Source organism: Bacteroidia bacterium (assembly GCA_026932145.1).
GTDB lineage: Bacteria > Bacteroidota > Bacteroidia > J057 > JAIXKT01 > JAIXKT01.
Genome location: JAIXKT010000026.1, coordinates 11,860 through 21,107, shown reverse-complemented (window position 1 = coordinate 21,107; position 9,248 = coordinate 11,860). Strand labels below are relative to the sequence as shown.

Below are 9,248 nucleotides of genomic sequence, written 5' to 3'. Positions count from 1 at the left end.
CCGCGAGCCCGATGTGCAAAAGGCGGAGCGAAGCGGAGACTTTTGCACATCGGTTTGCAGCTTGGCGAAGACGGCACTTTTAGCACAAATTTTCAATCGAAGCACAAAGTTCAAAATTAGCTAAAAACTTTAAATCGGAGCTGTTTCCTGCCGTTTTTGCCAAACTGATGTTATAGCCAGTGGTTTTTATCAGATATTATTAAAATCATTACCGACACTAGGTTTCTTTGTTCTTTCTGCAATTTAGAATAAATATAAATAAGGCTTAAAAAGCATTTTATGTTAAAAATACTTATATATTTGTAGTATGTTAAAACCCTAAATTATAAAACTATGTCGGAAGAAGAAAAATCATTAAACAAAACACAAGACATTAATTTGTCAGAACTAAATGAATTGGCAAGTTCAGAAAGTGTAACCATTTACCCTAATGATGTTAGGTTTGATGTGAATGGAAAAGCTATTATCGTAAATGATAAAGCTAGTAACTTTGTAAGAGAAACTTTAAGAGAAACTGGGTCTGCAATTATTATGCCTGGCGGAGACAGACCTGAACTTAAAGCTGACGTTAATGTTTTTTGCCACTTTCATATAAACCTAAAAAAAGGTTGTTCGGCTAAAGAATAATATATTTATTTTGTCAACACAAAGTTCTACCAATCAACCTATTGATTGGCTTCATGGGTTTACTAATACATCTCTGCATCTTATTCTGTTTATGACTGAACAGTGTAATTTTAGGTGCGTATATTGTTATGAGGACTTTAAGTTAGGTAATATCCAAGAAGAGGTTGTATTAGGGATTAAAAATCTTATCCTAAATCGTATTTCCGAAATAAGTCATCTTGCCATTTCTTATTTTGGAGGAGAACCCTTATTGAATAAATCAGGAGTTCTTGATATGACAATTTGGGCAAAACAATTATGTGATAAAAACTCCATAAAATATCACGGTAATATAACTACAAATGGGTATGCTCTTGATGAAAAAACTTTTCAAAGTATTTTTGAGAATGGTATAACTGAGTACCAAATAACGATTGATGGTGATAAGGATTGGCATAATAAATTACGACCTACAATTAATGGTAAAAACACCTTTGATAAAATCATACGTAATATAAAAGCAATGGCACAGTCAAGCTATGATTTTGATTGTGTAATTCGTTTAAATGTTTCAGACTCAAATTTTGAAAGTGTTCAGGATTTTATTGAAACTAAGGAAAACTTAATATTCCTGAATGATAAACGTTTTAAAATTCATTTCCACCCTATTTGGGGGAAACCCGAGTTGGTTCTTAATCAAAAAAAGGGATTAGATGATTTAAATAACTTAGTTCAGCTAAAAGGATTTAATCATACAGAAGAAAGTGGTCTTACAATTTTGAATAAAGAAGATAAAGAAACGCCTATTATTAATTCTGCAACAAAAAAAGGGCGTGAAGTAGGTTATGTTTGTTATGCCTCGAAAGCTAATAGTTTCTCTATCCGTGCTAATGGACAAGTTCAAAAATGTACTGTAGCATTGAAAGATGATATTAATAATATTGGAAAGCTAAATTCCGATGGAACAATGACATTAAATCAAGAGAAATTGGCAAAGTGGATTTTTGCAAAAGAAAAAGGTTGTCCACTTCAAGCATTGGCATTAGAAAAATTAGCTACTCCGTACAAAGATGCAGGTAAATTTAATGATAATGAAAATTAACCCATTGAAACGTAATCATTGGCTTGCTGTACTATTTTTTTGTATAGTAAGTTTTGTTTCATTTTCACAAAATTGTGATTGTGAAAGTGAATTTATTTCAGTAAAAAGTTTTATAGAAGAAAATTATGCTGGGTTTAATGATAAGGTAAGCAACGTAAATAGAAATACCTACTCTAAGTTGGAAAATGATTTACTTCAACAAGCAAAAAGTGCTTCTTCTGATAATTATTGTTACTTTACTATTCAGACCCTTTTGAATTATTTTAATGACGGTCATCTTCGTTTGATTGTTAATCCCAAAAAAACAAACAATTCAGCTACAGAAACAATTTCGCTTTCTTCTGAAACAATTGCCGAACTTCATGCAAAATCAGCAACAGATATTGAGGGAATTTATACGACAATATCAAAAAGTTATGAAATTGCGCTTATCAAAAATCAAACGCCTTTTCGTGATTATGTGGGAGTGATAACGGCTACAAATACTAAAGAATGGGAGGTGGGACAGGTTAAATTAGAACTCAAACACATTGAAGGAGATAATTATAATGGTATTTACTATCTGAAAGACCATACTCCCGAGGTGAAAAGCTATATTCTAAAATCGGGGCAATATAGAATTGATAACTTTATAAAAAATGGAACTACTACACTTATTAATGTAGAAGAAACAGAACCTTTTTTTAAAAATGAAAATTCAACTAAAGTAGTTTTTTATGAGGATGTGAATGATAGTACTGCATATTTGCGTATAAAATCCTTTGACCAAAGGTTTTTTAAAAAAGTTATTTCAGTGGTCAAAAAGAATGAGAAGAAAATAAAAAGTAAACCGTATCTCATAATTGACGTACGCTACAATGGAGGAGGAAGTGATTTTGTCTATGAGCCACTTTTACCGTTTATCTATACCAATCCAATAAAATCAATAGGTGTAGATGTACTTTCCACACCCGAAAATATTTTATCATGGCAACGAGTAATTGATGAAAACCCTAAATTACCCGAAAATGTAAAAAATCGTTTGCAGTACGTTATTTCTCAAATGAAAGAAAATCCTAATCAATTGGTTAATATCGTTAATGATACAACTGAAACAATGCAGGAAATCTATGAGTATCCCAAAAAAATTGCAGTTTTAATTGACAAAGATTGCGCAAGTTCTACGGAAGAATTTTTGCTAACAGCCAAACAAAGTCAAAAAGTAGTTTTAATGGGAGAGCCAACGGCAGGTGTCTTGGATTATTCTAATATGCGTATAAAGAATTTGGAATGTTCACCATTTATATTAGGTTATTCTACAACTCGTTCAAGACGTATTCCTGAAAATGCAATCGATGAAACAGGAATTACGCCTAATTATACAATAGATTTTGATAAAAGGTGGATAGATAATGTTCTTAAAACGATAACAAAATAAGAATAGCTCACGGAAACAAAAAGATGAGCATTGACGGAAGTTTTAAAAAAGATTTATTCTTTAAGTTTTAATTGGTTAGTTGCCTTCTGAGTAGTTGTCCTACCATTGGCTATAACGCAGCGCTTGACGAAGTTCCGAGAAAAAAAAGAGGATACCAAAATTTATTTTGGGATTCCGGTGTTTTTTTTCTCGGAATCTAATTTTGTCAAGTATTTTGTTGGGCGACGTTAGCCGGAACGGCGAGCGGTGCGAGCCGCAGCCGGCGCAAAGCCCAGGCGTATCTTAGACAAAATTAGGTCAAGCGCTGCGTTGAGCGACATTTGTTTTGGATGGGAGTGTTTGCGCAGCAAAACACGAAGAACAAAACTACGCCGCAGGCGTAATGTCGCTCAACGGGCTCGCGGATTTGCGAAGTTCCGAAGGCTCATAGCGGAGCTATGAAAGCCGTAGGAATTTTGCAAATCCGCGAGCCCGATGTGCAAAAGGCGGAGCGAAGCGGAGACTTTTGCACATCGCAGCGCTTGACGAAGTTCCGAGAAAAAAAAGAGGATACCAAAATTTATTTTGGGATTCCGGTGTTTTTTTTCTCGGAATCTAATTTTGTCAAGTATTTTGTTGGGCGACGTTAGCCGGAACGGCGAGCGGTGCGAGCCGCAGCCGGCGCAAAGCCCAGGCGTATCTTAGACAAAATTAGGTCAAGCGCTGCGTTGAGCGACATTTGTTTTGGATGGGAGTGTTTGCGCAGCAAAACACGAAGAACAAAACTACGCCGCAGGCGTAATGTCGCTCAACGGGCTCGCGGATTTGCGAAGTTCCGAAGGCTCATAGCGGAGCTATGAAAGCCGTAGGAATTTTGCAAATCCGCGAGCCCGATGTGCAAAAGGCGGAGCGAAGCGGAGACTTTTGCACATCGCAGCGCTTGACGAAGTTCCGAGAAAAAAAAGAGGATACCAAAATTTATTTTGGGATTCCGGTGTTTTTTTTCTCGGAATCTAATTTTGTCAAGTATTTTGTTGGGCGACGTTAGCCGGAACGGCGAGCGGTGCGAGCCGCAGCCGGCGCAAAGCCCAGGCGTATCTTAGACAAAATTAGGTCAAGCGCTGCGTTGAGCGACATTTGTTTTGGATGGGAGTGTTTGCGCAGCAAAACACGAAGAACAAAACTACGCCGCAGGCGTAATGTCGCTCAACGGTTTGCAGCTACCCGAAGGTGGCGATTTCGGAGTACTTCACTGTCAACCAAGCACAAACTTTGATAGAAGCACAAAGCTTGATTTAACCACTGAGCCGCCACTTTTGGGTAGGTGCTGTTATAGCACGTATTTATTCTTTTTTCGTTCCCAAAAGGTATAATACCACGCCTGGCCCCGATTTTATTTTGTTTATTTCCCAATCGTAATTTTCTGTCCCTTTCAGATTGCCAACAAGTTCGTTCATTTCTTTTACCGAATAAGTCCGAAAAGAAGAAACAATACCGTCCCACAATACAAATAACGGAACAATTGGAATTAAATATGTGAAAATAATTCGTCCGAGTTTAAAAGGTCGTATGAAAGGTGTTGTTATTAAAACGCTAAGGGGGGAGAACAACATTGCCAAAACACTTGGCACACTTCTCTCCTGTGCTTCAAAAATAGCGATTGAGCTGTTCGTGTCTATGGCATTTTGAAGGATTAGTTTTGCGTCATCTGGTCTGAAATGGTGCAACGACAAAAATTGTGTTCGTAATCCCTTTAATTCGGTCGGAACATTTCGGGCATCTACCGATTCTTCTATAAACTCGAAATTATCGGCTTGCTCTTTTGCAAACTTAAATGCTGAAATATTTGGGTAGTAGTCAGTTAGCATTACTTGAAGATTCGGAATGTCTTTTATTAGTTCTGAGTTAAGCCAAATAAGTCCACCTCCACCACCTGAACCAAGGTCAATAATTCGATTCGTTTTGCTCTTTTCCAATCCTTTTTTAATAATCGGAATTATCGGTTTGTACATTTTTGTCCTGTTGGACAAGAACTGTAAAAAGTCAGTTCCGTAATTTCTTAAAAAACTCGGAAACCATTTCAAGTCTTCAAATTCAAATAAGTGTATTCTTCTCATTTCTGTCGTTTAATATGTGCTATAACGGTTTGAAAATTGGCGATGGGCGGGACTTTTAGCACTGAACCTTAATCGAAGAACAGAAGTTGAATTTTGCACTTCCGTTGATACGAAGCTGTTCAGCCCGCCTATTGCCAATTTTTTTGTTAGTGGCATGGTGTTTCTATTTTGATTTTATTGGTATCCAAATTTCTTCTTCTGATGTTGGGTCATTGTTCTTGTATTTGTCGCCTAAAACTTCAAAATGCGGTCTGTTGTCTAAAATGTAGTCCGAATTTGGCAACCACGTTCCCAAAATGTATTGAAAAATTGAATTGTTCGTGTTTAAACCTTTGTATTCAAAAACCGCATAAAGTCCACTTGGCAAAACAAAAGTTTCCATTTCGTTTGGCACATTGTTAAAGTCCGAAACTTCAACAGTCGCCCAACGTTTAAATTCGTTTGTCGGGTTGAAGTCCGCAAAATGTGTTGGTTTGTAAACTGTCAATGAAATCAATTCGTTTGTCAAGTTGTTGGTTATGTATTTTCGTCTTGGCATAAAACTTTTCCAAAGTTCGCCAATTTTGTAATTCGCAAAACTCATTGAAAGTCGTTTCCCGACTAATTTCTTTTCGTTTGTCATTTCAATTCTTGGTGTCATTTTTCTATCTCAATATCGTATTTGTCTAAAAGCCCTGAAACACCTAAAATAGAAAATTTCGCTTTTTTAATTCTGTTAGTTTCAGGGTCAATGGAATAATTGTAAGAAGTCCGAAAGTCTGCTTTTTCAAGTGTCGTGTGGTCAAAAACCGCTTGTGTCAAATTACAGTTGTCAAACACCGCATTTGTTAAGTCAGCTTCCTCAAAGTCTGTTTCATGTAATTGCGAATTTTTAAAAATCGTCTTTTTGATTTTCGTCTTGTAAAACGAAGAATGATTTAATTGGCAACCGTCAAACGAAAAAGAAAGTCCAAACTCGTTGCAAGTGTCAAAACGAAGTCCCAACATTTTGCAGTCTTTGAATTTGATGTCCCGTAACGCTGTCTTGTTGAGTTTTGCCAAACTGAAATTGCAATCGTTAAATGTGCAGTCTGTAAACTTAAATTCTGAAAGGTCTTTGTTGGAAAAATCGCAACTATTGAAAATGCAGTTTTCGAATTCGCCTTTTGTCAGCGAATCGTTTCGGTCAAAGGTTTTGTCTGTAATATAATTTTCCTGCATTTGTCTGTTCTGTCATTTGGAACGGTCTGTCGTGTTACACTTGCCACTAACGCAGCGCTTGACGAAGTTCCGAGAAAAAAAAGAGAAGACCAAAATTTATTTTGGGATTCCGGTGTTTTTTTTCTCGGGATCTAATTTTGTCAAGTGTTTTGTTGGGCGACGTTAGCCGGAACGGCGAGCGGTGCGAGCCGCAGCCGGCGCAAAGCCCAGGCGTATCTTAGACAAAATTAGGTCAAGCGCTGCGTTGAGCGACATTTGTTTTGGATGGGAGTGTTTGCGCAGCAAAACACGAAGAACAAAACTACGCCGCAGGCGTAATGTCGCTCAACGCAGCGCTTGACGAAGTTCCGAGAAAAAAAAGAGAAGACCAAAATTTATTTTGGGATTCCGGTGTTTTTTTTCTCGGAATCTAATTTTGTCAAGTATTTTGTTGGGCGACGTTAGCCGGAACGGCGAGCGGTGCGAGCCGCAGCCGGCGCAAAGCCCAGGCGTATCTTAGACAAAATTAGGTCAAGCGCTGCGTTGAGCGACATTTGTTTTGGATGGGAGTGTTTGCGCAGCAAAACACGAAGAACAAAACTACGCCGCAGGCGTAATGTCGCTCAACGGGAAAAGTATTGGCGAAGTGCGGGATTTCGAAGAACTAAACGTTCAAGAATTCACAAACGTAGCGAATGCTTTTTCAATGAAACTAAATTACAAAAAAATGTGGAATTGAAAAGCATAAGCGGATTAAAATTACAACTCTTTCAACTTGCATTTAACCCCGCATTTTGCCAATACCATGTTAGCAGAAGTGTCTTCTTTAGCGCGTCCAATCCTCAAGCTTCCCATTTTTCTCTTGCCAAATTTCTATATAAATATCTTCTGAAATTGGTTTTCCTTTATCCTTCAAAATATCAAATTGTAGTCCAGTTAAAGCATTTCTCACTTTGCTGATACAATACTCATATTCATCTTCCTCATAGAACTCTTTTCGTTCTTCATTTGAATAGGTCATTCTCACATTTGATATTTTTCCATTTTCAGAAATTGTAATTAGATATTTTTCCGAACAATCATAATCACTTTTCCAATTTTTCTTTTTCAGTTTTTCAAAGATAATTTTAGAAACTTTGCTTTTATCCTTTCGATTAATTCCATTTTTGATTTTTGCATAATTTTTCACATTTCCTTGACTAATTAAATTTCCATTTTGAAAACCTAAAACAGTTTCGTATTCAAATATTTTATAAAAAACTCCGTCCCAACGGAGAATTTTATTTTTTTCTGTTTTGTCAGGAAAATTGATTAATCCAGTAAACCAATTAATAAAAACTCTGTTGTTTTCCACTTTATCGCCAAAAATTTCCTTCATCTTATTTTGAGAATTAGATAAATTTACTGATTATCCGTTTATGCACCTGTTATATTCGCAATTACTAGTCTGTCAAAGAGTTTGTCTCCAAAATACCGTCTGTTTAATTTGTAAATAAACTCGTTGAGATACAACTGTAAGTATTTCCTTTTGATTTTATGGTAGTTGCCCAGCAATGTCCGTTTTGCATTACTGATTGCGATATGCACCCATTTGAGTGTTTCCTTGGTGGTTTTGGCGTCTGATTTCTCGGTGACGTGCAATTCCACCAGATCGGAGATGTCAACGTAAGAAGTGCTTTTGTCCGAAAATACGATGGCATCATCCTCCATGCAGTCCCTGACCACGCCGTTGATTCCTTCACTTTGATGGCTATCCAGTACCCTGGCCTTGAAATAACGCACATGCTTCTCCTTTTTGCCCGTTTCGATATCTTCCAACGGGGTGCTTTCGGCCATCACCGCAACGTTCTGCTTTCCCTCGGCTCCCCGGCCACGTGTACCCTTGCCTCGCTCGATTTCCTTACTGGCCACCGAAAAGTTAACGAATTCTTGCGGTTTCTTTCAGCGCCGCCAATACCGCCAGCCCGTCGCGCAAGGGGCGCGGCTCGTGTGTGCGGATGAAGTCAGCTCCACCTGCGGCGGCGGCAAGCTCTGCAGCGAGTGTCGCGGCCCCGACATCCCCCGGACCACGGCCTGTGAGCGCGCGCAGAAAGGATTTGCGCGAAACAGACAGAAGCACCGGCAAATCGAAGCGCAGCCGCAATTCATCGAACCGCGCCAGCACCGAGAGCGAGGTTTCGGGAGCAGCCCCCAGAAAAAACCCCATGCCGGGATCAAGGACAAGGCGGTTGCGTTTGATACCGGCACCCGTCAGCGCCGCGATGCGCGCGTCAAAGAACGCCGCAATGTGATCCATGATGTCGCCAGCGGGTGCCTCGCGCCGATCTGCCTGCCCGTCTTGCACCGAATGCATAACGACGAGTTTGGCAGATGATTTCGCCAATTGCGGATAGAACGCAGCGTCTGGAAAACCGCGAATATCATTGAGATAGGCCACACCACGCGACAAGGCATAGGCTTGCGTCGCGGGTTGATAACTGTCGAGCGAGACGGGAATGCCATCTGCCTTGAGCGCGTCCAGCACCGGCGCGATACGCGCGATTTCTGTGTCGGACGAAACAGGCGCGGCGTCGGGATTGCTGGATGCCGGACCGAGGTCGATCACATCTGCCCCCTCGGCCATCAGCTTACGCGCCTGCGCAATGGCTGCGTCTGGCGCCAGATACCGGCCTCCATCGGAGAAACTGTCCGAGGTTATGTTGACGATGCCGAAAATGATGAGCGATTTATTCATGGGGGCTTCTATAATAATACCTAAAATCCGCAGGTAGTTAATTAGGATGTTTAAAGATTCTGATTATCCGTTTATGCACCTGTTATATTCGCAATTACTAGTCTGTCAAAGAGT

The 9,248-nt window shown here is 39.3% G+C and carries 11 protein-coding genes and 1 pseudogene; 6 read left to right on the top strand and 6 right to left on the bottom strand.

What is annotated here, in order from left to right:
- The first annotated feature begins 333 nt into the window (after positions 1 to 333).
- The 4 genes from LC115_07135 (at position 334) to LC115_07120 (ending at position 4,477) form a co-directional block, all read left to right on the top strand.
- The gene (locus LC115_07135; protein ID MCZ2356448.1) at positions 334 to 627 is read left to right on the top strand and encodes a hypothetical protein; all 294 of its coding nucleotides are present in this window, start codon (positions 334 to 336) and stop codon (positions 625 to 627) included.
- Positions 628 to 637: 10 nt separating this feature from the next.
- On the top strand, positions 638 to 1,708 hold the full coding sequence (locus LC115_07130; protein MCZ2356447.1) for a radical SAM protein: 1,071 nt from the start codon (positions 638 to 640) through the stop codon (positions 1,706 to 1,708).
- Complete coding sequence (locus LC115_07125; protein ID MCZ2356446.1) at positions 1,698 to 3,125, top strand: hypothetical protein; 1,428 nt, start codon at positions 1,698 to 1,700, stop codon at positions 3,123 to 3,125. The genes LC115_07130 and LC115_07125 overlap by 11 nt, the downstream gene beginning before the upstream one ends.
- Before the next feature lie 1,121 nt (positions 3,126 to 4,246).
- Positions 4,247 to 4,477 (top strand): hypothetical protein, encoded by a 231-nt coding sequence (locus LC115_07120; GenBank protein MCZ2356445.1) that lies wholly within the window; start codon positions 4,247 to 4,249, stop codon positions 4,475 to 4,477.
- Here the strand turns inward: LC115_07120 and LC115_07115 are convergent.
- The 3 genes from LC115_07115 to LC115_07105 form a co-directional block, all read right to left on the bottom strand.
- A complete protein-coding gene (locus LC115_07115) occupies positions 4,448 to 5,221 on the bottom strand; it encodes a hypothetical protein (GenBank protein MCZ2356444.1) in 774 nt (257 codons plus the stop codon). The genes LC115_07120 and LC115_07115 overlap by 30 nt on opposite strands.
- 163 nt (positions 5,222 to 5,384) lie before the next feature.
- Positions 5,385 to 5,861 carry a GyrI-like domain-containing protein gene (locus tag LC115_07110; GenBank protein MCZ2356443.1) on the bottom strand — a complete coding sequence of 159 codons (477 nt, stop codon included), beginning with the start codon at positions 5,859 to 5,861 and terminating at the stop codon, positions 5,385 to 5,387.
- Complete coding sequence (locus tag LC115_07105) at positions 5,858 to 6,421, bottom strand: pentapeptide repeat-containing protein (GenBank protein ID MCZ2356442.1); 564 nt, start codon at positions 6,419 to 6,421, stop codon at positions 5,858 to 5,860. The genes LC115_07110 and LC115_07105 overlap by 4 nt, the downstream gene beginning before the upstream one ends.
- A gap of 260 nt (positions 6,422 to 6,681) precedes the next feature.
- Between LC115_07105 and LC115_07100 the strand changes: the two genes are divergently transcribed.
- Both LC115_07100 and LC115_07095 read left to right on the top strand, forming a co-directional pair.
- Positions 6,682 to 6,834, top strand: a complete 153-nt coding sequence (locus LC115_07100; protein ID MCZ2356441.1) for a hypothetical protein — start codon at positions 6,682 to 6,684, stop codon at positions 6,832 to 6,834.
- 125 nt (positions 6,835 to 6,959) lie between these two features.
- A complete protein-coding gene (locus LC115_07095) occupies positions 6,960 to 7,139 on the top strand; it encodes a hypothetical protein (GenBank protein ID MCZ2356440.1) in 180 nt (59 codons plus the stop codon).
- An 87-nt stretch (positions 7,140 to 7,226) separates the two neighbouring features.
- Here the strand turns inward: LC115_07095 and LC115_07090 are convergent, their stop codons facing one another.
- The 3 genes and pseudogenes from LC115_07090 to sul2 all read right to left on the bottom strand — a co-directional run bounded on the left by LC115_07090 (position 7,227) and on the right by sul2 (position 9,134).
- Positions 7,227 to 7,778, bottom strand: a complete 552-nt coding sequence (locus LC115_07090) for a hypothetical protein (GenBank protein ID MCZ2356439.1) — start codon at positions 7,776 to 7,778, stop codon at positions 7,227 to 7,229.
- Positions 7,779 to 7,816: 38 nt separating this feature from the next.
- Positions 7,817 to 8,317 (bottom strand): annotated as a pseudogene (locus LC115_07085) (IS1595-like element ISBbi1 family transposase).
- A 1-nt stretch (position 8,318) separates the two neighbouring features.
- A complete protein-coding gene (gene sul2, locus LC115_07080) occupies positions 8,319 to 9,134 on the bottom strand; it encodes a sulfonamide-resistant dihydropteroate synthase Sul2 (protein ID MCZ2356438.1) in 816 nt (271 codons plus the stop codon).
- Positions 9,135 to 9,248 lie beyond the last annotated feature (114 nt).